Consider the following 26,796-nt stretch of genomic DNA (forward strand, 5'->3'; position numbering starts at 1 on the left):
GGGTCAGCCTCCGTCCGGGAAGGCGCCGGCGCGGCGCGCGGCGGTCAGCGCCCGCGCCAGCGACTCGACGGTGGAATGGGTGAAGAGGGCGCGTACGGGGATCTCCAGGCCGAACTCCGCCTGGAGGGCGTGCGCCACCCGGGTCGCGGTCAGCGAGTCGCCGCCCAGGTCGAAGAAGTCGTCGTGCGCGCCGACCTCGTCGGCCCACAGCGCCTCGCCGAACGTCCGGGCCACCGCCCGCTCGGCGGGGGTGCGCGGCGCGACGAACTCGGCTTCGAGACCTGTGCGTTCACCGTCGGGCGCGGGCAGCGCCGTCCGGTCGGTCTTGCCGCTGGTGGTGAGCGGCAGCCGGTCGAGGAAGACGTAGGTGCCGGGCACCATGTAGCCGGGCAGGGTGCGCGCGCACCAGTCGCGCAGCGCCCCGATGCCGGGGGTCGCGCCGGGCGCGGGGACGACGTAGGCGACGAGCGCCTTCTCGCCCGGGGACGCCGGGGCGTCCTCGCGGACGGTGACGACGCAGGTGTCGACCTCGTCGTGGGCGAGCAACGCGGCCTCGATCTCGCCGAGTTCGATGCGGAAGCCGCGGACCTTGACCTGGTGGTCGAGGCGGCCGAGGAACTCCAGTTCGCCTCCGGGCAGCCAGCGCACCAGATCGCCGGTGCGGTACGCCCGCCCCTCGGCGAAGGGGTTCGCGATGAACCGCTCGGCGGTCAGGTCCTCGCGCCCCAGGTAGCCGCGGGCCACGCCCGCGCCGCCGACGAGGAGTTCGCCGGGCACGCCGACGGGGACCGGCCGGTCGGCGTCGTCGACGACGTACAGCGCGGTGCCCGCGGTCGGGCGGCCGATCGGGATCACGCCGTCGGTGCCGGTGATCTCGGCGACGGAGGCGTAGACGGTGGTCTCCGTCGGTCCGTAGCCGTTGAGGACCCGGGTGGCGACGCGCAGCATCCGCGCGGCCAGCTCCGTGGGCAGCGCCTCGCCCGCCGCGAAGATCTCCAGGGCGCGCGGCCGGTCGCCGAGGGCGTCCAGGAGCGGCCGCAGGGCGGAGGGCGTGGCCTGGACGAGGGTGACGGCGTGCCGGTCGATCAGCTCCACGAGGGCGTTCGGGGTGTGGATCTGGTCCTGGTCGGCGCCGATGATCCGGCCGCCGGTGATCAGCGGCAGGAAGACCTCCACTCCGGCGATGTCGAAGGTCGCCGAGGTGGTGAAGAGGACCCGGTCGGGGGCGGGCGCGGGGAAGGTCGCGACCATCCCCTGGAGCAGGGTGAGGAAGCCGCCCCGGGTGACGGCGACGCCCTTGGGGGTGCCGGTGGAGCCGGAGGTGTAGAGGACGTACGCGAGGTGCTCGGGCCCGGCGGCGGGCGCGGGCGCGGCACCTTCCGCTTCTGCCTCGGCTGCGGATGCGGCTGCGGCTGCGGCGATCGCCTCGCGGTCGGTGTCGACGGCGACGAGGGTGCGGCCCTCGCCCGCCTGCCCGGCCAGCCGCTCCCGCAGCGACTCCTGGGTGACGACGACCGGGGCGGCCGTGTCCCGCAGGACGAACTGGAGCCGGTCCACGGGGTGGCGCGGGTCGAGCGGCACGTACGCGGCGCCCGAGCGGAGGACCGCCAGCAGCGCCACGACGAGGTCGGGGCCGCGCTCCAGGCAGACGGCGACCGGCACGTCGGGGCCCGCGCCGAGACCGCGCAGGTGGTGGGCGAGCCGGTCGGCGCGGGTGTCGAGCTCTGCGTACGTGACCTCCTCGGTGCCGAAGACGACCGCGACGGCGCCGGGCGTCCGGGCCGCCTGCGCGGCGACCAGATCGGCGACACCGGGGGCGGCGGGCAGACCGGTGCGGCCCGTGCCCCAGTCGGTGAGCAGGTGGGCGCGCTCGTCGGCGGTCAGCGGGTCGAGGCCGCTCAGCGCCGCGTCCGGGGCGTCGGCGACCGCCGCGAGGAGGGTGAGGTAGGTGCCCACGAACCGCTCGGCGGTCGCGGCGTCGAACAGGTCGGTGGCGTAGCCGACGCGCACGGTGAGCCGCTCGTCCCGGTCCTCGTGCCCGAGGACCAGGTCCGGCGGGCAGCCGGGGCCGGTGGCCTCGGCGACCGGGCCGTCCGTGAACAGCGCCTGGACGAGCGGATGGCGGCTCGGGTCGGCCCCGGCCGAAGGCTCCTCGGCAAGGCGCGCGACCGGCAGCGCCGCGTCCCGGCCGCGGGCGAGGGCCGCGTCGGCGGCCGCCGCGAGCGCGGCGAAGACCGGGTCGCCGGTCAGGTCCGCCCGTACGGGCGTGAAGCGCGGCCCCGCGAAGGACGTGCCTCCCTGGCCGCCCGAGCTGTCCCCGGCGCCCGCGCCCTCACCCACGCCGGCCGAAGCGACCGGCGCGACCGGCGCGACCGGCGGCCCCGAGGTGCCCGACGCGCCCAACGTGCCTGACACGACTGAAGCGGCCGAAGCGACCGACCCGCCCAACGCGCCCGGCGCGTCCACCGCGGCCGAACCGCCCGACCCGCCCGGCCCGCCGAGGGCCGCGCCCACGGCCAGCTCGCGCTGTCGGGACCACACCCCCAGCACCGCCTGGTACGCGGCGAGCAGGACGGCGGGCAGACCGGTGCCGTACTCGGCGGCGGCCTTGCGCAGCGCCCGCGCGGTGCCGTCCGGCACCACGCGGTCCACGTGCGCGGTGCCCGCGGTACGGGACGGGGTGCGCGGCCGGTCCGTGGGCAGCTCCAGCGGGTCCACGCCCGCCAGTTCGGTACGCCAGTACTCCAGCGCGTCGGTCATGACCCCTCCGAGGTGCCGAGGATCCGCGCCAGTGCCTTGCGGTCCGTCTTGCCGTTGTCGTTGAGCGGAAGCCCGTCGGGCAGGTGGGTGAGGGAGGCGGGCACCATGTGCAGCGGCAGCGACTCGCGCAGCCACGCGTCGAGGCGCTCCGGCTCCACCGGCCGGCCCGCGTAGGCCGCGAGCAGCTCGGTCTCGCCGTCCGCGCCCGGCAGGGCGAGCACGGCGGCGTCGATGACGTACGGGTGGCGGTGCAGCGCCGCCTCGACCTCGCCCAGCTCGATGCGGAAGCCCCGCACCTTGACCTGCTGGTCGAGCCGGCCGCAGTGCACGAGCAGGCCGTTCTCGCGGCGGACCCGGTCGCCGGTGCGGTACCAGTGCCGGTCGGTGAGTTCCGTGGTGCCGTCGTAGCCCACGGCGGGTCCCGTGCCCTCCTCGTACGAGAGGAAGCGGCCGGCGTTCTCGCGCGGGTCGAGGTAGCCGTCGAAGCGCTGCGGCCCGCGGACGCACAACTCGCCCTCGTCGGCGGCGAGGCCGTCCTCGTCGAGCAGGACGAGGTCCATGTCGGTGAAGGCGACGCCGATCGGGACGGTGCCGTTGGAGAACGCGGGCCAGCTCGAACTGTCGCCGTCCAGGCCGTGGTTGGTGCAGCAGACGGTCAGCTCGGTGGGCCCGTACACGTTGTGGATCCGCGCGTTCGGGGCGACCGCCCGCCACAGCTCGGCGTGCTGGGCTGTGACCGGCTCGGCGCCGAACATGCTGTGCTTCAGGGTGACCGCGCGGCCCAGCGGCAGGTTGCCGAGCCGCTGCGCCTCACGGACCACCGACGGCACCGAGAACCAGTGCGTGAGCCGGCGCTCCACGATGAAGTCGACGGGCCGGAACAGGTCGGCCGCGAGCGGCACGACCATCGTCGCGCCGCCGCCCCAGGTGCCGAACAGGTCGAAGAGGTGCGCGTCGAAGGTCAGCCCGAAGGTCTGGGTGAGCCGGGCGCCCGGCGCGACCTCGTACCGCGCCATGGTGTGCGCGAGGAAGGCGTACGCGTTCCGGTGCCGGATCGGCACGCCCTTGGGCTGGCCGGTGGAGCCGGAGGTGAAGAGCAGGTACGCCTCACGGTCCAGGTCCGTCGGCACGGGCGGCAGCGACTCCGCCAGGACGTCCGCCGCGGCGGCGTCGGCCCGCTCCGCCTCGTCGAGTTCGAGGACGGTCGGCCGGTGCCGCTCGGGCAGCCGGCCGAACAGCCCGGCGGTCCGGCCCGCCACCAGCGCCACCTCGACCCCGGCCCGCTGGGCGATGTCGAGGTTGCGCTGCTCGGGGTAGTCGGGGTTCAGGGGCACGATGCCCGCGCCGAGCCGCTGGATCGCCAGATAGCCGGCGTACGCGGCGACGGAACGGTTCGCCGCCAGCGCCACGCGGGCGGGCACCGACCCGTGCTTGCGGGCGATGCGGTCGGCGAGGGTGAGGGCGAGGGCCCGCAGCTCGCGGTAGGTGAGGACCTCGTCGCCGATCTCCAGGGCGGGCAGGTCCGGGTGGCGCAGCGCGGAGTCCTCGAACAACTGGTAGAGCGTGCGTGGTTGCCGCTGGTTCATCGGTTCCTCGCTGTCGGGGTGCTGGTCGGGCGGGTGCGGCCGCGGGCGCGCATGGCCTCGGCGCGGGCCGCCGCCCTGTCGTGGGCGCGCTCGGCGGCGGAGGCCGTGGCGGCGTCCGGCTGCCGGGGGATCCGGGTGTCGCCGAGGAAGGCGGCCATCGCGCGGACGGTGGAGTGCCGGAACAGGTCCACCACGTCGACGTCCCGGCCCAGGTCGGTGTGGAGCCGTTCGCGGAGCCGGATCAGGAGCAGGGAGTTGCCGCCGGCGTCGAAGAAGTTCTCGGCCGGGCCGACCACCCGCCCGAGGACGTGCCCCCAGGCGGCGGCGACGGTCCGTTCGACGTCGCTCACCGGCGGCGCCTGCGCCTCCTCGGCCGTCCGCCGGGCCCGCTCGGCCGCCTCGGCCAGCAGGGCGACGGTCCGTTCCCGGTCCGGGCGCCCGCCGGGCAGCAGCGGCAGCGCGTCGACCACGTACAGCCGGGCGGGCATCAGGTAGCCGGGCGCGAGGTCGCGCAGATGGGTGCGGAGCGCGTCCGGGGTCAGGCCGCTGCCGGCCCGCGCCACGGCGGCCGCGCCGAGGGAGCCGTCCGCCGGGTCCACGAGGACCTGGGCGCGGACGACGTCGGGGTGGGCGAGCAGCGCCCCCTCGGCGTCGACGGCGGCCACGCGGACGCCGCGCACCCGGGTGCGGTCGGCGGCCCGGCCGGCGAGGACGAAGCGCCCGTCGGGGGTCTGCCGGGCCAGGTCGCCGGTCGCGTACATCCGGGCGCCGGGCTCGGCGGCGAACGGGTCGGGCAGGTACCGCTCGGCGGTCGCGCCCGGCCGGTCCGGGTAGCCGCGGGTGACGGCGGGGCCGCCGATGTGCAGCTCGCCGACGGCCCCGGGCACGGCGGGCGCGCCGAACCGGTCGAGGACGTACGCGGTGGCACCGGCCGGGAGCCCGAGCGGCACGGGACCGAAGCCCGCCGCGGGCGCCGGATCGACGGGTCCCGCGAGCGCGGGGCCCGCGGTCTCGGCGGAGGTGTACAGCTGGTGGACCGCGCGCACGTCGTCGAGGGCGCCCGGGAAGAGCGGTTCGCCGTGGCTGAGCAGGGCGGGGGCGCCGCTCGTGAGCGGCCCGGCCAGGTCGGCGGGTGTGGCGAGGACCGTGGCCTCGTCGCGGCCGGTCGGGACGACCGCCCGGCCGCCGCCGGTCAGCGGGGCGAACAGCTCCAGGAACGCGGCCGGCGAGTCCGGCGGGGCGAGCAGGGCCACCGCGTCCAGGGTCCCGGCGGGCAGCTCCCGGTGGGCCCAGCGCAGCCGGGACACCAGGTTGCGGTGCTCGGCGACGACGGCCCGGGGCTCCCCGGTGACGCCCGAGGTCCGCAGGATCCAGGCGGCGTTGCGCGCCCGTACGGGTCCGGCAGGGGCTGCCGCCGCTGCCGCGTCGGGCCGCTCGGGGTCCAGGACGTCGGCCCGTACAGGTCCGGCAGGGGCTGCCGCCCCCGCGACGCCGGGCTCTTCCGCGTCGGGCCGCTCGGGGTCAAGGACGTCGACGCGGGTGTGGTCGAACAGGGCGCCGGAGAACCCGTCCGCGAGGACCGTCCGCAGGCCCGCGTCGTCGACGGCGAGCCGCAGCAGGAAGGCCGGCAGGGCCGGGTCGAGCGGCACGCAGACACCGCCCGCCCTGACCACGCCCAGCTGGGCGGCGGCCAGCGCGAAGGAGGGCGCGAGGCAGACCCCGACCGGGGTCTCCGGGCCGATCCCGCGCGAGCGCAGGGAGGCGGCCACCCGCTCGGCGGCCTCGCCGACTTCGCCGTACGTCCAGGCGCGCGGGCCCGCCGTCACGGCGACCGCGTCGGGGGTGCGGGCGATCTGCGCGTCCACCAGGTCGTGCAGCAGGCTCTCGTCCTCGTACGCCTCCGTCGGCGCCGGGGCCTCGGTGCGCAGCAGCGCGGAGACCCGGGCGCCCGGGTCGGCGCCGATCCGCTCCAGGACGGTGCGCAGTCGCGCGAGCAGCTGCTCGGCGGTGGCCGGTGCGAAGAGGTCGGTGCGGAAGTCGACGAGAGCGAGCAGGCCCTCGCCGGTCTCGATCGTGTCGATCGCCAGGTCGGTCTTCATGGTCGGCAGCCGCAGTTCGGCGGCGTCGATCCGGACGCCGGCGGCCTCGTGCCCGGTCGGAGCCGGGGAGTGCGTGTACATGACCTGGTACAGCGGGTGGTAGCTCGGGTCGCGGCCGAGGCCCAGCTCGTCCATGACCTCGTCGACGAGCAGGTCGGGGTGGTCGAGGGCGTCGAGCAGGTCGCCGCGGACCCGGCCGACGAGGTCGGTGAACGCGGCGTCGTCGGACAGGTCTCCGCGCAGCACGACGGGGCGGGTGAGGTAGCCGACGACGCCCGCACTCTCGGTGGTGTCACGGCCGGAGAGGGCCATGCCGGTGAGCACGTCGGTGGAGCCGTACTGGCTGAGCACGACGTCGACGGCGGCCTTCAGGACCATGAAGAGGCTGGCGCGCTTCGTCCGGGCGAGCCGGCGCAGCGGCTCGACGACCGTCCCGGGGACGGAGGCGGTGACCCGCCCGCCCGCGTGGCCCGCGCGGGCCTCCCGCGGCCCGGCGAGGGGCAGTTCGAGCAGGTCGGGGGCGCCCGCGAGGCGCTTGGTCCAGTAGGCGAGGCGTTCGGGACGGGCCTGCTCGTCCTCGGCGGTGCGCCGGGCGAGGAACTCCCCGTACCCGACGGCCGGCGCGGACAGCGGGTCCGCCTGTCCGCGCGCGAACGCGCCGTACAGGGCGGCGAGTTCGGAGGTGAACAGCTCCAGGGACGCGCCGTCGAAGACGATGTGGTGGACGCCGACGAGCAGCTGGTGGCGCTCCGCGCCGAGGCGCAGCAGCCGGGTCCGCAGGAGCGGGCCGCCGTCGAGGTCGAAGGCGGTGGCGGCGAAGGCGTCGGCGGCCTCGGCCGCTTCGGCCTCCGTCACGTCGACGGGGTCCAGGTCGAGCGGCGCCGGGGCGCCGATCTCCTGGACGGGCTGCCCGTCGGCGCCGGGCACGATCCGGACCCGCAGCGCGTCGTGCCGCTCCACGAGGGTGGCCAGGGCGCGCCGCAGCGCGGTGACGTCCAGGGGGCCTTCGAGGGTGACGGCGAACGGGACGGTGAAGAACGGGTCCCCGGGCCGGAGCCGGCCCAGGGCCCACAGCCGCCGCTGGGCGGGGCTGAGGGGAAGGTGGCGGGGGCTCACTTGACGGCCTCCGCTTCCGGTTCGGCCGCGGACGCCGTGGCGCTCGTCCCGCCGCGCCGTGCCGGGACGAGCAGCACCAGGGCGGCGGCGACGAGCACGGCGCCGGACCAGATGATGGAGGCGGCGATGCCGACGAACCCGGCGAGCAGACCGCCCACGACGACGCCGATGACGGTGAAGTTGACCATCAGCGCGTTGAGCAGGCCGACGCCCCGGCCGCGCAGCTCCTCGGGGAGGTCGCTGAGCAGCGTGTTGGCGACCGGGACCTGGAAGAGGCCGGAGCCGAGCCCGGCGAGGACGCACCAGGCCATGACGACGACCAGGCCGGCCGCGCCCCGGTCGGTGCCGTCCCAGACGGCGCCGGCGGGGGCGAGCAGCAGCAGTGAGGCGCCGAAGACCACGATCGAGCCGATGAGGAGCTTGCGGTCGGAGAACCGGCGGACCAGCGGCGGTCCGGCCAGCGCGCCGACGATGCTGCCCGCGCCGAACATGGCCTGCGCGAGGCCGTAGCTGGTGGCGGGCAGCTCGAAGACGTTGAGGAGCTGGGAGTTGAGGTTGGTGGTGAACAGGCCGAGGACCAGCATCACCGGGACCATCACGATGGCCAGGAACCTCAGCGAGGGCACGGCGAGCACCCCGGAGATACCGGTGCGCAGGGACGTCCAGTACCCCTCCCGTCCGCTGTCGGCGCCCTTGACGGGCACCTCCTTCAGGACGGCCATGCTGGCCAGCAGCACGGCGGAGACCGCGAACGTCGCCGCGTCGATGACGAAGACGGCGGTGACGCTGCCGAAGGCGATGAGCAGTCCGCCGAGCGCCGGGCCGATCAGGTTCAGGGTGTGGTTGGTCGACTGGAAGAGGGCGACGGCCGTCGGGATGCTGTGGCCGCGCACGATCAGCGGGATCGCCGTGATGCGGGCCGTCTCGAAGAAGGCCTTGGCGATGCCGCTGAGCAGGATCAGCACGAGCAGGAGCAGGGGTGAGTCCCGTACGGCGATCATCGCGAGGACCAGGCCGATCCGGACGATGTCGGAGCCGACCATGAGGAAGCGGGCCGGCAGCCGGTCGGCGAGCGGGCCGACGAAGGCGCCGAGCACGCCGAACGGCAGGAGTTGGGCGATGACGACCAGCGAGACGTACAGCACCGGGTCGTCGGTCTCGGTGGCCACCACGTAGATCAGGGTGATCTTCGTGATGGCGTCACCGAGGAAGGAGGCGACGACGGCCAGCCAGTACCGGATGTACGTCCGGTCCTTCAGGAGCTCAAGCACGGTCGCCTCCGTCTGCACCGCGCGGGGCGGTGTTCAGTACCTCGTTGAGAGCTGCGGCGACGCCCTGGATGTGGGGTTCGCGCATCATCGTGTAGTGGTTGCCGGGGACCGCGCGGACGTCGAAGCTCTGCCCGGTCAGGTCGCGCCAGGTCGAGGCGAGATCCCAGGTCTCCTCGGCGGCGCGCAGCAGGGTGACCCTGCCCTTGACGGGCGCGGGCCGGAAGTTCCACATCAGCCGCAGGTTGGCCACCCACAGGGTGTGGACGTCCCGGATCTGCTCGCGTCCGGCGTCCGGCGGTACGTAGCCGGAGGCGCGGGCGATGTCGAGCAGGTAGTCGAGGTGCTCCTCGGTGCTCATCGTCCGCAGTTCGTCGAGCGGCTTGAGCCGGTCGCCGTAGTCCCACTGGAGGTTGGCGGCGATGGCCTCGACGATCTCGGCCGGGTCCGGCTCCGAGCCGGGTGCCACGACGGCGGGCGCGTGCGCGTCCATCATCACGACGGACACCTCGGCGCCGTCCTTCTCCAGCTCGCTCGCCACGGCGAACGCGTTGGCGCCGCCGTAGCACCAGCCGGCCAGCGTGTACGGGCCCTCCGGCTGGGTCTCCCGGATCAGCTCGGCGAACTGGGCGGCCCGGTCGCCGAAGTCGGTGAACGGCAGCTTCCCGTCCACCGGAGGCGGGCAGGCGAGCGCGTACAGCGGGCGTCCGGCGGGCTCGACCAGCTCGGCGAACGGCAGGTAGCAGACGACCTCGCTGCCGGCCGGGTGGGCGAAGAACAGCGGCGTGCCGCCGCCCGTGCCGGAACCCAGCTCCACCAGGTGCACGCCGGTCTCCGCCCGGTAGCCCTCGCGCAGCATCCGGGCGAACCGGTCGACGGTGGCGCCCTGGAAGATCGCGGCCATCGGCAGCTGCTGCCCGAACCGCTTCTCGATCTCGGCCATCAGACGCAGCACGAGGAGGGAGTGGCCGCCCAGGTCGAAGAAGCGGTCGTGCAGACCGATCGGGGAGACGCCGAGGACCTCCTCCCAGATGTGGGCGACCTCCAGCTCCACCGCGTCGCGCGGTGCGACGTAGCTCGCCGCGTCCCGCTCGACGGCCGGGGCGGGCAGCGCGCGCCGGTCGATCTTGCCGCTGGTGTTCAGCGGGAAGGTCTCCAGGCGGACGATCGCGGCCGGGACCATGTAGTCGGGAAGCGTGCCGCGCAGGTGCTCGCGCAGCGACTCGGCGGTGAGCGAGGCGTCGGCGGTCTCGACGTAGCCGGTCAGCCGCTTGTCGCCGGGCCGGTCCTCGCGGACCAGGGCGACCGCGCGGCGCACCGCCGGGTGCTCCTCCAACCGGGCCTCGATCTCGCCCAGTTCGATCCGGAAGCCGCGCAGCTTGATCTGGCCGTCGTCGCGGCCCAGGAAGACGAGCGTGCCGTCCTCGCGCAGCCGCGCCTGGTCACCGGTGAAGTAGAGGCGCGCGCCCGGGACCGTGCCGTACGGGTCGGGTACGAAGCGTTCGGCGGTCAGTCCGGGGCGGCCCCGGTAGCCGCGGGCCACGCCCGTGCCGCCGAGGTACAGGTCGCCGGGCATGCCGACGGGCACCGGCTCCAGGTGCTCGTCGAGGACGTACACCTGGGTGTTGTCCAGTGGGCGGCCGATGGAGATCTGCTCGGTGCCGCTGTCCAGGCGCTGGAACGTGGACCAGATGGTGGTCTCGGTCGGGCCGTACACGTTCCAGGTGCGGCCGGGCTCGACGACCAGCCGCTCGGCAAGGGCCGGGGGCAGGGCCTCGCCGCCGACCAGGACCCGCAGGCCCCCGTCGTTGCGCCAGCCGGCCTCGACGAGGAGGTGCCAGGTGGCGGGCGTGGCCTGCATGACGGTGGCGCCCGTCTCGGCGAGCAGCTCGGCGAGGCGCCGGCCGTCGACGGCCTGCTCCTTGGTGACGATGTGCACCCGGGCGCCGCTGATCAGCGGGGCGTACAGCTCCAGGCCCGCGATGTCGAAGGTGACGGGGGTGACGGCGGCCAGGGTGTCGCCCGGGCCGAGCCCGGTCTCCCGGGCCATCGCGAGCAGCAGGTTGACCAGGTTGCGGTGGGTGACCTCGACGCCCTTGGGGCGGCCGGTGGAGCCCGAGGTGAAGATGACGTACGCGAGCCGGTCCTCACCCGCCGCCGGACGGCCGGGTTCCGCGGACGCGGCTTCGATGGCCCCGGCGTCGGAGTCGAGCAGGATCCGCTCGCCGGGGCAGTCCGCCAGCGCGTCGAGCAGCCCGGACCGGGTCAGCAGGTACGCGGCGCCCGCGTCCCCGGTCATGTCCGCGAGCCGGCGCGCCGGGTAGGAGGCGTCGAGCGGCAGGTAGGCGCCGCCCGACATGGCCACGCCGAGCAGGGCGACGACGAGGTCGACCGAGCGCTCCAGGCAGACCCCGACGACCGTCTCGGGGGTGACGCCCCGCGCGCGCAGGTGCGACGCCAGCTTCCCGGACCGCTCCAGGAGACCGGCGTACGTCAGCTCCTCCGTACCGCACGAGACGGCGACGGCGTCCGGGGTCGCGGCGGCCTGCCGCCGGACCAGGTCGTCGAGGGCGAGGCCGGGCTCGCGGGCGGCGGCGGTGTCGTTCCAGGCGACCAGGAGGGTGTGCGCCTCCTCGGCGTCGACCAGGGACAGTTCGCCGACCGTGCGCCCGGCGTCCTCGGTCATCTGCTCCAGGACGCGCAGCACCTGCCGGGCCATCCGGGCCATCGTCGACTCGTCGAACAGGTCGGTGTTGTACTCGAAGAGGCCGTGGAAGTGGTCGGCGGCGAGCGCCGGGTCGTCGAGGAACCCGAGCATCACGTCGTCCTTGGCGGTGGCGTTGTCGAGCATCAGCTCCTCGACGCGCAGCCCGGCCATCGGCGGCGGGTCCTCGTGCACGAAGTCCACGAGGATGAAGGACGCCTGGTAGATCGGCGTACGGCTCGGGTCGCGGACCAGGTCCAGCTCGTCCAGGAGCGTGCCGAACGGGATGTCGTGGTGGTCGAAGGCCCCGAGCATCGTGGAGCGGGTCGCCTGCAGCAGCTCGCGCACGGTCATCGCGGGGGCGACCGTGGTCCGCAGCGGCAGCATGGTGAGGAAGTAGCCGACCATCGGCTCGGTCTCGGGCCTGCTGCGGGTCGAGGAGGTCGTGCCGACGACGACGTCCTGCCGGCCGCTGAGCCGGGCGAGCAGCGTCTGCCAGGCGGCGAGCAGCACGATGTTGACCGTGACGTCCTCGCGCTTGGCGAGGTCCCGGACCGCCTGCGTCAGCTCCCGGGTGAGCGGGAACTGGTAGCGGGCGCCGTTGGACGTCATCAGCGGCGGGCGGGGCCGGTCGGTGGGGATCTCCAGGACCAGTTCGGCGCCGTCGAGCTGCTTCTTCCAGTACGGCAGGTGCTTGTGCCGGACCTCCTCCGCCAGCCACTTCGGCTGCCACTCGGAGTAGTCCGCGTAGTGCACCTCGATGTCCGGCAGCCGCGGCTCCCGGCCGGTCGCGAACGCCGTGTAGAACTCGGCGAACTCGGCGTTGAACAGGCCCATCGAGCCCCGGTCCCAGACCAGGTGGTCGACGGTGCCGACGAGCACGTGCTCCTCGTCCGCGGTGCGCAGCATCGCGATCCGCAGCAGCGGGCCGTTCACCAGGTCGAAGGGGGCGCGCATCTCCTCGGTGGCGAGGCGCGTCAGCTCGGCCTCGCGCTCGGCCTCGGGCACGGACCGCAGGTCGACGTGGCGGACGGGCACGGTCATCGTGTCGTGGACGACCTGGACGGGCGCGTGGCCGTCCTGCTCGAAGGTGGTGCGCATCGCCTCGTGGCGCCGGACGAACGCGTCGGTGGCGCGCTGCAGCGCCTCCCGGTCCAGCGGGCCGTACAGCTTCGAGGCGAAGTACACGTTGTAGAGCGGGTCCTCGGTGTCGAACTGGTGGATGAGCCAGATGCGTTCCTGGTCGACGGTGAGCGGGATCCGGTTCCCGCCGGTGCGCCGGGGCACGGGCGCGGTCGTCGCCGGCGCCTGGGCGCGCTCGCGCATCTTCTTGTCGAGGAGGGCCCGCTGGGCGGGGGTGAGGCCGGCCAGCCGGTTGGCGAGTTCGGTCACGACTGCTCTCCTTCGGGCGCGGCGGCCCGGTACCGGTTCTTGAGTTCGGTGAGGTGTTCCAGGCCCTTGACGACCTGCTCGTCGGCGAGGCCGAAGTCGACCAGGCAGGCCACCTCGTCGACGCCGATGTCGACCAGGTCCTCGATGAGGGACTCGCACTTCTCGGGGGTGCCGAGGAGCGCGAGGGAGTCGAAGTAGCGCTCGAAGGTGGCGTTCAGCATCACGTCGCGCTCGGCGTCGGAGAGCTTGGAGTACTCGCTGCCGAAGCTGTCCTGCTGGGCCAGGAAGGTCTTCAGGTAGTCGGTCAGCGGCTTCCGCACGATCTCGCGCGCGGTGTCCTCGTCGGCGTCCAGGAAGGTGTGCACCATCGCGGTGACCTTCGCGCGGCCCGGGTCGTGGCCGGCCGCGACGAGCGCCTCGCGGTAGGCCGCGATCTTGTCCTTGAGGTCGGCGGGCCGCTGGGCGACGAGCCCGGTCAGCAGGTACGCGCCGGCCTCACCGGCCTTGACGAAGGTCTCGGGGCTGCCCTGCGCGGAGACCCAGATCGGGAGTTCGGCCTGGAGCGGCCGGGGCAGGGTCCGTACGGACTGCGAGGAGCCGTCGGCGCGCGGCAGTTCGACGCTCTCCCCGGCCCAGAGACGCTGGATGGTGTCGATGGACTCGAACATCTCCTCCTTGCGGCGCGGGTAGCGCGCCTGCCCGTCGCCGGGCGCGAGGAGGAAGTCGTCGGGGTGCCAGCCGGACGCGGCCGACAGCGCGGCCCGCCCGCCGGACAGGTTGTCGACGACCGCCCACTCCTCGGCCACCCGCACCGGGTGGTGCAGCGGCAGCACACAGCTGCCCGCGCGGATCTGGATCCGCTCCGTCTGCACGGCGATGGCGGCGGCGAGCACGGACGGGTTCGGGTAGAGCCCGCCGAAGTCCACGAAGTGCCGCTCGGGCACCCAGATCCCGGCGAAGCCGTTGGCGTCGCCGTACCGGGCGCTCTCCATCAGCAGGTCGTACTTCCCCGGCCCGGCGGCGGTGCCGTCGCCGGAGAAGAAGAACAGGCTGAACTCCATGGTGCTGCCCGGGCGGCGGGTGCGGCGCGGGGCGGCGGTCTGCCGCCCGGCTGCCGACCGCTCCCCGGTGTCCACGCCCTCGGGGCCCTTCACGCCGCGCTCGCGCATCGAGCGCTCCAGGACCGCACGCTGCTCGGGGCTCAGTGAGGCGAGCCGCTCCTGCAGGGCCCTCGCCTGGGCGTCGCGCTGCTCGGTGTTCGTGTCGTCAGCCATGGTCAGCTGTCCCCCTTCAGCTTCTGTTCTGCCTCGGCCGCGGAGAGGGCCTCGACCTCGCGGAGCATCGCCTCGAACTCGTCGAGGCCGATGGACTCGGCCTGGTGGGCGCGGATCGCCGCCGCGAGCCCGGGTACGGTCGGCGCCTCGAAGACGGCGCTCATCGGGAAGTCACCGTGCGCCTGCCGCAGCCGGCCCACGATCTGGATGGCGAAGAGCGAGTTGCCGCCCAGGTCGTAGAAGTCGTCGTCCGGGCCGATCGGGGCCGCGCCGAGCATCTCCTGCCACACCCGGGCCACCGACTGGGCCAGTTCGTCGTCCGGCCACACCGTCGCCGGGTCCCAGTCGCTGTCCTCGGCCGCCCGGCCGGTGCCGAGCGCGTCCGTGAACGAGGTCGCGGTCAGGCCCTGCTGGTCGGCGAGGACGTCCTGGAAGTCGGCCCGGGAGACCACGACCTGCGGCACCCCGCCGGCCAGCGCGGCGCGGGCGAGGGCCAGGCCGTCCTCGACCGGGATGCCCTGGCTGCGGCGGAGCCGCTCGTACAGCTCGCGCACCTCGGGCAGTCCCGCCATCTGCCGCTCGAACCAGTCGTCCCACTCCCACTGCGCCCAGTCGAGGGTCACGGCGTTCCGCCCCTCGGCCGAGGCCGCCGCCGCTGCCGCGAAGGCGTCGAGGAAGGCGGCGGCCGCGCAGTTGTCGGCCTGGCCGAAGCCGCCGACGATGCCCGTGGTCGCCGAGCAGGACAGGAAGAAGGCCGACGGCTCGTCGGCGAGGAGCTCTTCGAGCAGCAGCGTCGAGCGGATCCGGGCGCCGAGCACGGCCTCGAAGTCCTCCCGGGTCTTCAGCGCCACCAGGCCCGTGCCGCGCGCGTCGGCGCAGTGCAGGACGCCGTCGACGGCACCGAGCAGGGCGCGGGCCTCCTCGACGGTCCGCCGCGCCTCGTCCGGGTCGGCCAGGTCGGCGGCCCGGTAGGTGACGGCGTCCGGGTGGGCGGCGCGCAGCGCGGCGAGCCGCCCGGCACGGTCCCGCTCCGGTCCCGCGGGCAGCCCGGTCCACTCGGCCGGGGCCGGGAACGCCGGGTCGGCGACCAGCACGAGCCGGGCGCCCGCCTCGGCGAGCTGCTCGGCGAAGCCGAGCCCGGCCTCCCCCGAGGCGCCCGTGACCAGGTACCCGCCGCCGGCCTTCCAGGCCTGCTCGACGGCCACGGGGGCCTGCTCGACCGGCGCGAACGCGCGGACCAGTCGCTGCGCGCCCCGGTAGGCGACGAGCGGTTCGGTGCCGGGGCCCGCGAGTTCGGCGGTCAGCCGCGCCGTGAGCCGGTCCCGCTCCACGGCGTCCGTCGGCACGGTGACGTCGACGGACCGGCAGGTCAGCCAGGCGTACTCCTGCGGCAGCACGGTCAGCGCCCCGTACAGCGCGGCCCGCTCGGGCCGCGTCACGGGCGTGCCGTGCGCGTCCTGGAGCTGGTCGGTGAGGACGTCGATCCGTACGGGCGCGTCCTGACCGCTCTCGCCGAGCGCCTGGGCCAGCGACACCAGGCTGTGGAAGCCGGTCGCCATGCCGTGGGCGTACCGCTCGGCGGCCGGACGGCCGTCCGTGCCCTCGGGGTCCGTGACCGCCCAGGCGTGCAGGATCCGGTCCGGGCCGAGCCCGTCCTGGCGCAGCTCCTTGAGGAGTCGGCCCAGGTGCTCGGGGTCGGCCGGGTCGGCCGCGTAGCCGTGCACCGAGGTGCGGGCGTAGGCGGCCGCCTTGTGGACGGTGACGACGCTCTCGCCGCGCTCGCGCAGCGCGGCGACCCACGCGTCGGTGAGGCCGCGGCCGTCCGCGAGGACCAGCCAGGTGGCGGCGGTCGCCGGGCCCTCCGGGGCGGCGGGCGCGGCGGCGCGGTGCCAGACCGGGGCGTAGGTCCACCGGGAGGGGTCGGTGCGCACGGTGGTGGCCGCGGCCCGCTTGGGCAGCAGGAAGCTGCGGCCCTCGAAGGGGTGCCCGGGCAGCGGCACCCGGCGCGGCGTCCGGCCGGTGTGCAGGGCGGCCCAGTCGACGTTCACGCCATGGCTCCACAGCTCGGCCAGGCCCTCGCGCACACCGCGGCCCTCGGGGCGCACCTCGGCGCCCGGCCGCGGCTTGCGCAGCAGGGTGACGACGGGCCCGTGGCCGGGGTGGCTCTTGACCAGGCCGCCGAGCTGGCTGCCGGGTCCCGCCTCGACGAAGACGGCGGGGCCGCGCCGGCCGAGGGCGTCGACGCCGTCGGAGAAGCGGACCGCGCGGCGGGTGTGAGCGACCCAGTAGGCCGGGTCGGTGGCCTGCTCGTCGGTGATCCAGGTGCCGGTGACGTTGGAGAGGAACGGGATGCGCGGCGCGTTCAGGGTGACCTGGCGCAGGACCTCCTCCAGACCGGGCAGGGCCGGTTCGACCAGCGCGGTGTGGAAGGCGTGCGAGGTCTCCAGCTCCCGTACGGACGCGCCGCGGGCCTCCAGGACGCGACGGGCCTCGGCGACCTCCTCGGGCGTTCCGGCGACCACGCAGGAGCCGGGCGCGTTGACGGCGGCGATCGTCGCCCGGCCGTCCAGGATCCCGGTGAGCGTCTCCTCGTCGAGGAGCACGGACAGCATCCGGCCGGGGGCGAGGTCGTTCATCAGCCGGGCACGGCGGGCGACCACCGTGAGGATGTCGTCGAGGCTGAACACCCCGGCCAGGCAGGCGGAGACGTACTCGCCGAGGCTGTGTCCCGTCATCGCGTCCGGGCGGATCCCCCAGGAGAGCAGGAGCCGGGCGGTCGCGTAGTCGAGGGCGAAGACGGTCGGCTGGGTGTAGAGCGTCTGCCGGAGCCGCTCCCGGGTCTCCTCGCCGTCGGCGGCGAACGCCACCTCCCGGACGTCGAAGCCGAGCCGGGGCAGGAGGAGGTCGGCGCACTCGTCGAACGCGGTGCGGAAGACGGGCTCGGTGCGGTAGAGGTCCGCGCCCATGCCCGGGTACTGGGCGCCCTGGCCGGGGAAGAGGAAAACCACGGCGGGCGCGGCGCCGTCCCGGCCCGCGGCCTTGTCGGCCTGGCCGTTCTGGCCGTTCTGGCCGTTCTGGCCGTTCTGGCCGTTCTGGCCGGCCGTGGTCGCCGTCCGGACCGCCTCGCGCAGCGCGTCGGATGCGCCCTGCCGGCTGTCGGCCACGACGGCCCGGCGGTACGGCAGTTCGGCGCGCCCGGACTGGAGGGTGTGGGCGGCGTCCGCGAGGGCGGCGTCCGTCCCGCCGAGCGCGTCCGCGAGCCGCTCGGCGGCCGTCTCCAGCGCCTCGGGCGTACGGGCCGACAGCGGCAGCACCTGCCACGCGCCGGCCTCCTCGGGGGCGTCCGGGGTCACGGCGGCGGCGGGCGCGGCCTCCAGGACCACGTGCGCGTTGGTGCCGCCGATGCCGAAGGCGCTCACCCCGGCGCGCGGCGGCGTGCCGGCGGCCGAGGCGGGCCACGCGGTGCCCTCCCCGCTGACCGTGAAGGGGCCCTTGTCGAGGGCGAGTCGCGGGTTGGGGGCGCGGAAGTGGGCGGTCGGCGGCAGGAAGCGGTGTTCCAGGGCGAGCGTGGCCTTGATCAGGCCCGCGACACCGGCGGCCGCGTCGAGGTGGCCGATGTTGGACTTCACCGAGCCGAGGTGAATCGTTCCGGCCGCCGCCTCGGGCCCGAACACCTCGTTGAGCGCCTGCACTTCGATGGGGTCCCCGAGCGGGGTGGCGGTGCCGTGCGCCTCGACGTACTGGACCGTGCCCGGCTCGACCCCGGCCACGGCCAGCGCCTCGGCGATGACCTCGGCCTGGCCCTGCGCGGACGGCGCGGTGAAACCGATCTTGGCGGAGCCGTCGTTGTTGACGGCCGAGCCGCGGATGACGGCGTGGATGTGGTCGCCGTCGGCGACCGCGTCCTCCAGGCGCTTCAGGACGACCACGGCGACGCCGTCGCCGGAGACGGTGCCGGAGGCGTCCGCGTCGAACGGGCGGCAGCGGCCGTCGGTGGAGAGGATCGCGCCCTCCTCGTACCGGTAGCCGCGCGGCTCGAACTCCCGTACCGCCACACCGCCCGCGAGCGCGAGGTCGGACTCGCGGCTCAGCAGCGACTGCACGGCCAGGTGCACGCCGACCAGGGAGGACGAGCAGGCGCTCTGCACGGTGAAGCTGGGACCGGTCAGGCCCAGCTTGTAGGAGACGCGCAGGGCCAGCATGGCGGGGTCGTTGCCGACGGCGACCTGGATCTCGTCGGAGATCCGCCCGTCACCGCCGGAGTCGTCCGTACCGTCGATCCGCTCGCGCAGATAGCCACTGCCGGACGTGCCCGCGAAGACACCCGTACGACCCTCGAAACGGCCCGCCGGGTAGCCCGACCGCTCCAGCGCCTGCCACGCGGTCTCCAGGAACAACCGGTGCTGCGGGTCCATCAGTTCGGCCTCGGCCCGGGTCACGCCGAAGAACTCGGCCTCGAACCGGTCGAAGCCGTCGAGCGGGAAGCCCGCCTTGACGAAAACCGGGTCGGCGAGCAGCAGCTCGGGCACCCCCGAGGCGGCCAGCTCCTCGTCGGAGTAGGCACGGCGGCCCTCCTCGCCGGCCGCCACCATCCGCCACAGGGCGTCGACATCCGCGGCTCCGGGGAACCTGCCGCTCATCCCGATGATGGCCACGGACTGCTCGGGCAGCGGCAGTTCCGTCTCGTGCGTCATGCGTTCTCCCCGTGCGGATGGGTTGTGGACTGTGCGGCGAGCAGCTCTTCGACGGCCTGCGCGAGCTCGCGGACGGTCGGTGCGTCGAAGAAGAGCCGGAGCGTCGCGGCGACCCCGAACTGCTCCTTCGTGCGGGCCACCACCTGGGTCGCGAGCATCGAGTGCCCGCCGAGGTCGAAGAAGTCGTCGTCCAGGCCGACCCGGTCGACCGCGAGCACGTCGGCCCAGATCTCCGAGAGGGCCTTCTCGACGGGGGTCCCGGCGGCCTCGAACGCGCCGCCCAGCTCGGGGCGGACCGCCTCGGGCGCCGGCAGGGCCCGGCGGTCGACCTTGCCGTTGAGGGTCAGCGGCAGCGCGTCGAGCACGACGAAGACATTGGGCAGCATGTAGGCGGGCAGGGTCCGGCCCAGGTGCTCGCGCAGGTCGACCGTGCCGTGGCTCTCGGCGGCGTCCACCGAGACCGGCACCCAGTACGCCACCAGGCGCGGCTCGCCGACGGAGTCCTCGTCGACGACGACCACACAGTCACGGACGGCGGTGTGCCGGGTGAGCGTGTTCTCGATCTCGCCCAGCTCGATGCGGTAGCCGCGCACCTTGACCTGGTGGTCGAGGCGGCCCAGGTACGCGTGGTCGCCGTCGGCCGTGCGCCGGGCGCTGTCGCCCGAGCGGTAGCGGCGGGCGCCGGGCACCGTCGCGTCCGGGTCGGGCAGGAAGCGCTCGGCGGTCAGCGCGGGCCGGCCCAGGTAGCCGCGGGCCACCCCGGCGCCGCCGACGAACAGCTCGCCCGCCTCGCCGGCCGGCGCCTCGGCGCCGTCGGGTCCGACCACGGTCATGGTCCAGCCGTCGAAGGCGCCGCCGATCACGCTGCCGGCCCCTGAGTCGAGGTCGGCCGAGGTCATCCGGCGGTAGGTGGTGTGCACGGTGGTCTCGGTGATCCCGTACATGTTGACCAGTTCCGGCCGCTCGTCGCCGTAGCGGGCGATCCATGGCCGCAGCATCTCGGGCGGCAGGGCCTCCCCCGCGAACACCACGAGCCGCAGCGCGTCCAGGGTGGCGGGCCCGGCCTCCTGCTCGTGCCGGACGAGCTGGCGGAAGGCGGCGGGCGTCTGGTTGAGGACGGTGACCCGCTCGCGGCCCAGCAGCGCGTGGAGCTCCTGCGGGGCGCGCCGGGTCTCCTCCGGTACGACGACCAGCCGGCCGCCGTGCAGCAGAGCGCCCCACATCTCCCAGACCGACACGTCGAACGCGGCGGAGGCGAACATCGACCACACGTCGTCGGGCCCGAAGCCGAAGTGGCGGCGGGTGCCGTCGAGCAGAGCCGTCACATTGCGGTGCTCGATCATGACGCCCTTGGGGGTGCCGGTCGAGCCGCTGGTGTAGATGACGTACGCGAGGCTGTCCGGTCCGGTGCCGGGGTCCTCGGGCGCGGTCTCGGGGTGGGCGGCGAGGTCGGTGGAGCCGGCCCCCTCGCCGACGACCACGGTGTGCGCGACGGCCAGGCCGCGCCCGGCCCGGTCGGTGACCAGGACACGGGCGCCCGCGTCGGCGAGGGTGAAGCCGATCCGCTCGTCGGGGCTCGCGGGGTCCACGGGCACGTACGCGCCGCCCGCCTTGAGCACCGCGAGCAGCGCGGTCACCAGGGTCGTCGTCCGCTCCACGCAGACGGCGACGGGCGTTTCGGGGCCGACGCCGAGGGACCGCAGGCGGTGGGCGAGGCGGTTGGCGGCCCGGTCGAGATCGCGGTAGCTCAGCCGGCCGTCGATGCCGGTCACGGCGATCGCGTCGCCCCGCTCGGCCGCCCGCCGGGCGAACCGGGCGTCGATGGTGCCCGGTTCGGCGCCGGGCACTCGGTCAACGGTCACTGTGGATGTTCCTCTCGGAGCCGTCGGGGCCGGACGCCCGGAACCGGACCGCGTCCAGGTCCAGAACCGGGGTGCCCGGGAAGGTCATGGCGTCGTCCAGGGCCCGCTCGTAGGCGGCCAGCAGTTCGGCCGGGGTGTCCGGGCCGAAGAGATCGGTGTCGTACTCGAGGGTCAGCGCGACGCCCGCGCCGCTCTCCTGGGCGTACAGGCTGAGGTCGTACTTGGCGGTGTCCTGCGGCCCTGTGAGGTCGAGGGCGCACTGCTCCAGGCCGGGGAAGACCGGCTCGGCCTGCTCCTTCAGGAAGCTGAACATCACCCGGAACACGGGCAGGAAGTCCCGGCCGCGCCGGGACACCAGGGCCTCGACCAGCTTGTCGAAGGGGAGGTCCTGGTGGGCGGAGGCGTCGATCAGCGCGGTGCGGGTGCGGGCGAGCAGCCCCCGGAAGTCGGGGTTCCCTTCGAGCCGGACCCGTACCGGAACCATGTTGATCAGACAGCCCACGAGGTCCTGGAGCTCCGGCCGGGTGCGGCCCGAGACGGGTGTGCCGACGGTGATGTCGTCCGCCCCCGACCAGCCCGCGAGCAGCGCCTGGAAGCCCGCGAGCAGGGTCATGTTGAGCGTGACCCGCTCGGACCGGCCGAACCGCCGGATGCGGGAGGTGAGTTCGGGCCCGAGCTCGCGGGTGACGACGGCCCCCCGGAAGGAGCGGCTCCGCGGCCGGGGGCGATCGGTGGGCACGGCCAGGGCCCGCGGGTCCTGGCCGAGCACCGCCCGCCAGTGGGCGGTGAGCGCCTCAAGGGTGTCGCCCTGGAGCCACTCCCGCTGCCAGAGCGCGTAGTCGGCGTAGTGCGGGGAAGGCGCGGGCAGGGCCCCAGCGGCCTCGCCGGCACCGTAGAGCAGGCCGAGTTCACGGAAGAAGATCTCCACCGACCAGCCGTCGATGGCGATGTGATGGAACGTCACCACGAGGTGGTGCTCGTCGCCGGCGAGCCGGAGCAGGGCCGCCCGCACGGGCGGGGCCGCGGCGAGGTCGAAGACCCACCGGCCCTCCTCGGCGGCGCGCCGCGCCGCCTCTGCGGAGGGGTCGGGCTCGCCGGACAGGTCGGCGTACGGCAGGTCGAAGGCACCGGCCTCCCGCACGACCTGGTGCGGGACCCCCGAGGGCGCCTCGTAGGTGGTGCGGAGCACCTCGTGCCGGGCGACCAGCGCGCCGAGGGCCCGGCCGAGCCGGTCCCGGTCGAGGGCGCCCCGCATGCGGAGCACCGTCGGCACGTTGTAGAGCGTGGTGTCGGGGTCGATCTGCTGCATGAACCACAGGCGCTGCTGTGCGAAGGACAGGACGGGCCGCTCGGGGCGCGCGGGCCGCTCCCCCGCACCCGCGACCGCGGTGCCGCCGCCGGCCGCGCTCCTGGTGGCGGCGGTCCTGGCCGCCATGGCCTGCCGTACGAGCGTGGCCATCCCTTCGAGGGTGGCCGCGCCCTCCAGGGCACCCGGCTCGACGCGGGCGCCGAGGTCCTCCTCGATCCGGTCGGCGAGCCGCCGGGCAGCCGGCGTCCGGCCGCCGAGGGCGTGCCAGTCCGCGTCGGGCGTCGCGACGGCGGCCGCGGAGTTGGTGATGTTCAGCAACTCCGCCCACATCAGGGCGAGTTCTTCCTCGACGAATCCCATGGCTGTCATGCGCGTGAAACCCCGGTGCGAGAGTGGCGGACGGCGTCCTGGAGCAGGGCGAGGAACCTCGGCGGCAGCGCGCCCAGATAGAAGTGGTCGCCCTCGAAGACGTGGGCCTCGGCCTCCGAGACGGTGTGGGCGGCCCAGGCGTCCGCCTCTCCCGGGGGTACGTCCGGGTCGGCGTCGGCCACGAACACGGTGACCGGGCAGCCGACGACCGCGCCCGCGTCGACCCGGTACTCCGCGAGGGCGCGCAGGTCGGCGCGGACCGCGGGGAGCACGAGCCGCATCAGCTCGGGGTCCTGGCCCACGTTCTCGCGCGTACCCCCCAGATCCATGAGGCGCGCGAGCACGGCGTCGTCGGTCTCCTCCTCGGCCGTGGCCGTGACCGTCCGTTCGGCACGGATCGAGGGCGCGGAGCTGGCGGAGGGGACGAGGACGTGCGGGGCGGGGCCAGCGGCCCGCTCCAGGCGGCGGGCGACCTCGAAGGCGATGACCCCGCCCATGCTGTGGCCGAAGAAGGCCGGGCGCCTGCGCAGCCGGTGGCCGAGCGCCTCGGACACACCGTCCGCCAACTCGGCCACGGAGCCCGCGGGCTCCTCGAAGAGACGGTTCTCGCGCCCCGGGTACTGGACGACCAGCATCTCGATGTCCGGGTCGAGCGCGGCGGAGAGGCCGAAGTAGTAACTGGCCGCGCCGCCCGCGTGCGGAAAGCAGACCAGGGTGTGCCGCGCCTCGGGCTTCGGGTGGAAGCAGCGGATCCAGGGACTGACGGCCGAACGTCGTGCGCCGCCCGGACAGTGCGCGTCGTCGTCGGGACCGTGCGCGGTCGCCGTACCGGTCATCGAGCGGGCACCGCCTCGACGGACACGGCCGCGGTCTGGGCGGACATGGTCTGGGCGGACACGGCCGCGGTCGTGGCGGGTGCCGGCTCGGCGGACACGGCCCCGGTCTCGGCGGACACGGCCCCTGTCGACATGGCCGCGGTCGCGCGGAGCGCCCGATGGGCGCGGAACGCCTCGGCGAAGTCGACGACCTGGCCGGCCATCGCGGTGAGCTGGCCCTGGATGTGCGGGTCGTCGCACTGCCCGTCCGGGCCGAATCCGGCCGTCGCGCTGTTGAGCGCCACGCCCAGCGGCGTGGTCCAGCCGCGCAGGGCGTGCACGATGTCGCGGAGCGCGGCGAGCGTGGTCACCGCCCCCTGCCAGCCCATGCCGACGGAGAGGCAGCCGACCGCCCGGCCGGACAGGTAGGGGCGGGCGTCGCCGCGGAGTTCCTCGGTGTGGTCGAGGGCGTTCTTCAACAGCCCCGACACCGTGCCGTGGTACGCGGGGCTGGCAAGGACGACCCCGTCCGCCGAGGCCAGTTCGTCGAGCAGGCGCCGCGCCGGAGCCGGGCAGCTCGCCGCCCTCGGGTCGTACAGCGGCATGACCAGGTCGGCGCCGCCGACGAGGCTGACCTCGGCGCCCAGCCGGGCGGCCTCCGCGAGGACCACCCGAAGGCCAAGCTCCGCGGTCGAGCCGGGCCGGGAGGATCCCCCGATTCCGACGACCTTCACGGCCTGCTGCATGAACTCCCCGTTTCGCGTGGTGCGGACCGGCTGCCCGGCCCGTCTCGGGTGCGGGCCGGCCGCCGGTTCCCGACGGGTGGTCGACCCGTCGGCGCCCGCGGCCTCCCCAGCCGCCTCGGTCTCTTCGGACCGATCAGGACCGGCCACAGCCTTCGCGAAGCCCACGTGCCGGTCAACGCTCGTCCGACGGGGATTCCGATGCCGGGATTCGGACTTTCCGATGAGGTGCGCGAGGTGCGCGCAGGCTCCGCCGACAGCGCGCCGAACCGATCGATCCCGCTGATGGGAACCATCGGAGATGCCCGTACGGCCCCCCATTGCCGAGCGCCCCGCGGACCCCGATGATCGAACCGGCGCCGATCGCGCCCCGCCCCACCGCCGCGTGTCCGGCACGTACTCCGACAGGGTCGACGTCCGGTTCGCGCGGCCGCCCGGCCGACCGCCGACGCCTCCCGCCCGGAGCGCGGCCGGGGAGGCTGTGGCGCCATCGTCTAGCGGATCCGAGTAGCCCATGCTCCAGGCCGACGCACCGGACGCCCCGAACGCACCGAACCCTCCGGACGCCCCGAACGCACCGAACCCTCCGGACGCCCCGAACTCCCCTGCCGCGCCCGCCTCCCCGCGTATCGCCGTGGTCGGTGCGACGGGCGCGGTGGGCGGAACCCTGCTCGAACTCATCGAGGACCGGGGGCTGCCGTACCGGCGACTGCACCTGGTGGCCTCCGCGCGCTCGGCGGGCCGGACGATCCGCGTCGACGGCGAGGACCATCGGGTCGCCGAGCTGGCCGGGTTCGACTTCGGTTCCGTGGACGTGGCGTTCTTCTGCGCGGGCGCCGCCGTCAGCCGGGAGTGGGTCCCGGTCGCCGTGGCGCACGGCGCGCTGGTCGTGGACGGCACCTCCGCCTTCCGGGCGTCCCCCGAGATCCCGCTGGTCGTCCCGGAGCTGGACACCGGCCGGCTGGACCGCCGCCCGACGGGCGGGGTGATCGCGGTGCCTGGCGCGGCCGCCGTCCCGGTGGTGCGGGTGGTGCGGGACGTCGAGCGCCGTTGGGGGCTGCGCCGGATCGTGGTCAGCACGTACCAGGGCGCGTCGGACGCGGGCCACCCGGGCATCGAGGAACTCCAGGACGGCTCGCGGACGGTGCTGCAGGACCCGCAGGCGTCCCCGGTGTCGGCGGTGTTCTCGCCGCCGCTCGCCTTCAACGTGCTGCCGGGCATCGGCGAGCCGCTGGAGGACGGTTCCACGCGCCGGGAGCGGGAGTTGGCCGAGGAGATCCGCAGGGTCCTCCGGCTGCCCGGCCTCGACGTGACGGCGACCTGTGTCCGGGTGCCGGTGGTCGGCGGGCAGGGCGCGTCGGTGTGGGTGGAGTGCCGGTCGGCGGTGGACCGGGCCGAACTGGTCGCCCTGCTGCGGGCGTTGCCCGGGGTGACGGTGCACGACCACCCCGGGTCGCCCACCCCGGCGGACCTGGGCGACCCGGACCGCGTGCACGTGGGCCGGATCCGGGTCACCGGTGCCGCGTCCGACGGCTTCTGGCTCTGGCTGGCCACGGACAACCTCCGGGTCGGGGGCGCGCTGGACGCGGTACGGATCGTGGAGGAACTCCTCGCGCACGGCGCGCTGTGAGCGGCGGGGCGAATGCGCTTCGAGCGGCCGGGCGGATGCGCAGCGAACGGCGGGACGGATGCACTGCGAGCGGCCGAGCGGATGCGCAGCGAACGGCGGGACGGATGGACCGCGAGCGTCCGGGCGACACGTGGGCAGAACCGGCCGCCGCGCACCGCGAGCGGCCGGGCCGGCGCGCATGGCCGCCCCGGCCGCCGTCAGCAGGCGACCCGGGGCCGCTCCTGCTCCATGAACCGGATGGTCCCGTCGATGAAGACCCGCATCTCGTGCGTGAGCCGACGGCCGTGCCGCCAGGCGAGCTGGGTGTACACCTCGAACGGAGCCTTCCAGTCCAGGACCGTCAGCGACTCCGCCTCGACCTCGGCGGCCACCGCCATCGCGGGCAGCACGCTGATGCCGAGCCCGGCCGAGACCCCGCGCTTGATCGACTCGACGTTGCCGAACTGCAGCAACGGCACGGGCTCGGCCGTCCCGGCGTTCAGCTCCGCCTCGAACATCGCCCCGTACGAGCAACCCGCCTCGGGGGCCAGGATGGGCACGGCACGCAGGTCGGCGGTGGTGATGTCGGCCCGGTCCGCGAGCACGTGCCCGGGCGCGGCGACCGCGACCAGCGGCTCGGAGCCCAGGACCTCGGTCCGTACCCCCGGGTGCTCGGTCTCGGGCTCCATGAGGAACCCGAGGTCGAAGGTGCCCTGGCGCAGGGACTCGCAGGTGTCCTCGCACAGACTCGGCCGCAGCGCGAGCTGGAGCCGTGGATAGCGATGGTGGAAGTACTCGAGGACGGGCGGCATCCGGTACGACGTGAAGCTCTCCATCGTGCCGATGGTGAGCACCCCCGCCGGCTCCCCCTGGCCGCTCGTCCGGTCCTTGGCCTCCTCGACGAGGGAGAGGATCTGCTCGGCGTACGGAACGAGCCGCTCGCCGGCGGGCGTGAGCCGGATGCGCCCCCGCAGCCGTTCGAAGAGTTCGACGCCCAGCGCCACCTCCAGGCTCTTGACCTGGGCGGTCACGCTGGACTGCGCGTACTTCAGATCCGCCGCGGCCCGGGTGAAGCTGAGCATCGTGGCGACCCGGTGGAAGGTGGTGAGCTGCTTCAGATCCATGCTCTGTCCCGCCCGGAAGCAGACCCGGAAGCGACCCCGGAAGCGGACCCGCTTGCGATCCCGACAACGGCC

Annotated in this window: 13 protein-coding genes; 1 reads left to right on the plus strand and 12 read right to left on the minus strand. The window is 74.8% G+C overall.

Annotated features, from left to right (window positions below; all coding sequences use genetic code 11):
• Positions 1 to 3: 3 nt before the first annotated feature.
• The 11 genes from AB0E14_RS09725 to AB0E14_RS09775 are packed head-to-tail and all read right to left on the minus strand — an operon-like array spanning position 4 to position 23,994.
• Positions 4 to 2,760, minus strand: a complete 2,757-nt coding sequence (locus tag AB0E14_RS09725) for an amino acid adenylation domain-containing protein (protein WP_362414346.1) — start codon at positions 2,758 to 2,760, stop codon at positions 4 to 6.
• Entirely contained in the window at positions 2,757 to 4,346 is a 1,590-nt protein-coding gene (locus tag AB0E14_RS09730) for an amino acid adenylation domain-containing protein (RefSeq protein ID WP_362414348.1), read from the minus strand. Before AB0E14_RS09730 ends, AB0E14_RS09725 begins: the two co-directional genes overlap by 4 nt.
• Positions 4,343 to 7,561: a condensation domain-containing protein gene (locus tag AB0E14_RS09735; protein ID WP_362414350.1), complete on the minus strand. Its 3,219-nt coding sequence runs from the start codon at positions 7,559 to 7,561 to the stop codon at positions 4,343 to 4,345. The genes AB0E14_RS09730 and AB0E14_RS09735 overlap by 4 nt, the downstream gene beginning before the upstream one ends.
• Entirely contained in the window at positions 7,558 to 8,832 is a 1,275-nt protein-coding gene (locus tag AB0E14_RS09740; RefSeq protein ID WP_362414353.1) for an MFS transporter, read from the minus strand. The genes AB0E14_RS09735 and AB0E14_RS09740 overlap by 4 nt, the downstream gene beginning before the upstream one ends.
• On the minus strand, positions 8,825 to 12,925 hold the full coding sequence (locus AB0E14_RS09745; protein WP_362414355.1) for an amino acid adenylation domain-containing protein: 4,101 nt from the start codon (positions 12,923 to 12,925) through the stop codon (positions 8,825 to 8,827). The genes AB0E14_RS09740 and AB0E14_RS09745 overlap by 8 nt, the downstream gene beginning before the upstream one ends.
• On the minus strand, positions 12,922 to 14,199 hold the full coding sequence (locus tag AB0E14_RS09750) for a MupA/Atu3671 family FMN-dependent luciferase-like monooxygenase (RefSeq protein WP_362414357.1): 1,278 nt from the start codon (positions 14,197 to 14,199) through the stop codon (positions 12,922 to 12,924). The genes AB0E14_RS09745 and AB0E14_RS09750 overlap by 4 nt, the downstream gene beginning before the upstream one ends.
• A 2-nt stretch (positions 14,200 to 14,201) precedes the next feature.
• Complete coding sequence (locus AB0E14_RS09755; protein ID WP_362414360.1) at positions 14,202 to 18,893, minus strand: beta-ketoacyl synthase N-terminal-like domain-containing protein; 4,692 nt, start codon at positions 18,891 to 18,893, stop codon at positions 14,202 to 14,204.
• Positions 18,890 to 20,755 carry an amino acid adenylation domain-containing protein gene (locus tag AB0E14_RS09760; RefSeq protein ID WP_362414362.1) on the minus strand — a complete coding sequence of 622 codons (1,866 nt, stop codon included), beginning with the start codon at positions 20,753 to 20,755 and terminating at the stop codon, positions 18,890 to 18,892. Before AB0E14_RS09760 ends, AB0E14_RS09755 begins: the two co-directional genes overlap by 4 nt.
• A complete protein-coding gene (locus AB0E14_RS09765; RefSeq protein WP_362414364.1) occupies positions 20,745 to 22,433 on the minus strand; it encodes a condensation domain-containing protein in 1,689 nt (562 codons plus the stop codon). Before AB0E14_RS09765 ends, AB0E14_RS09760 begins: the two co-directional genes overlap by 11 nt.
• Positions 22,430 to 23,269, minus strand: a complete 840-nt coding sequence (locus AB0E14_RS09770; protein ID WP_362414366.1) for an alpha/beta fold hydrolase — start codon at positions 23,267 to 23,269, stop codon at positions 22,430 to 22,432. The genes AB0E14_RS09765 and AB0E14_RS09770 overlap by 4 nt, the downstream gene beginning before the upstream one ends.
• The gene (locus AB0E14_RS09775; RefSeq protein WP_362414368.1) at positions 23,266 to 23,994 is read right to left on the minus strand and encodes an NAD(P)H-dependent oxidoreductase; all 729 of its coding nucleotides are present in this window, start codon (positions 23,992 to 23,994) and stop codon (positions 23,266 to 23,268) included. The genes AB0E14_RS09770 and AB0E14_RS09775 overlap by 4 nt, the downstream gene beginning before the upstream one ends.
• A gap of 511 nt (positions 23,995 to 24,505) precedes the next feature.
• Between AB0E14_RS09775 and AB0E14_RS09780 the strand changes: the two genes are divergently transcribed.
• Positions 24,506 to 25,621, plus strand: coding sequence for an aspartate-semialdehyde dehydrogenase (locus AB0E14_RS09780; RefSeq protein ID WP_362414370.1), 1,116 nt, complete (start codon positions 24,506 to 24,508; stop codon positions 25,619 to 25,621).
• Positions 25,622 to 25,818: 197 nt separating this feature from the next.
• On the opposite strand, the gene AB0E14_RS09785 is transcribed toward AB0E14_RS09780, so the two are convergent.
• Entirely contained in the window at positions 25,819 to 26,724 is a 906-nt protein-coding gene (locus AB0E14_RS09785) for a LysR family transcriptional regulator (protein WP_362414372.1), read from the minus strand.
• Positions 26,725 to 26,796 lie beyond the last annotated feature (72 nt).

Origin of the sequence: Streptomyces sp. NPDC047981 (assembly GCF_040653315.1) — a bacterium.
Classification (GTDB): Bacteria; Actinomycetota; Actinomycetes; order Streptomycetales; family Streptomycetaceae; genus Streptomyces.